Raw genomic sequence first — 315 nt, forward strand, 5'->3', positions numbered from 1 at the left:
GGACAGCCCCTTGAACGAGCTGGCTCGAAGTAGACCTTCGGACGTGATGTCGCGGTACTCGACGTCGGCAAAGAACTTGGGTTCGACCCAGGTTGCCTTCGGTTTCCGCATCGGCTTTGTGAGCTTGGCCTTCGGGCTGACGACGGTATCCAGGGCTTTACGGATCTGCGCCGAGGTAGTCCGATTCCAGCCGGTGCCGACCTTACCCATGTAGACAAGCTCCTTCCCCTGCTGCTTGCCAAGGTAAAGGGCTGCCACGCCAGTGGGGTCCTTGACGAAGCCGACGATCGGGAATTTCTCGCGCTGAACCGTCTT

General features: G+C 59.7%; 1 protein-coding gene. It reads right to left on the minus strand.

Annotated elements, in window-relative coordinates:
- Positions 1 to 315 (minus strand): ATP dependent DNA ligase (locus tag BraRD5C2_RS39270; protein ID WP_463671639.1); only part of this gene is annotated, 315 nt, incomplete at both ends.

The sequence above is a fragment of the Bradyrhizobium sp. RD5-C2 genome (assembly GCF_019972155.1).
Taxonomy (GTDB): domain Bacteria; phylum Pseudomonadota; class Alphaproteobacteria; order Rhizobiales; family Xanthobacteraceae; genus Bradyrhizobium.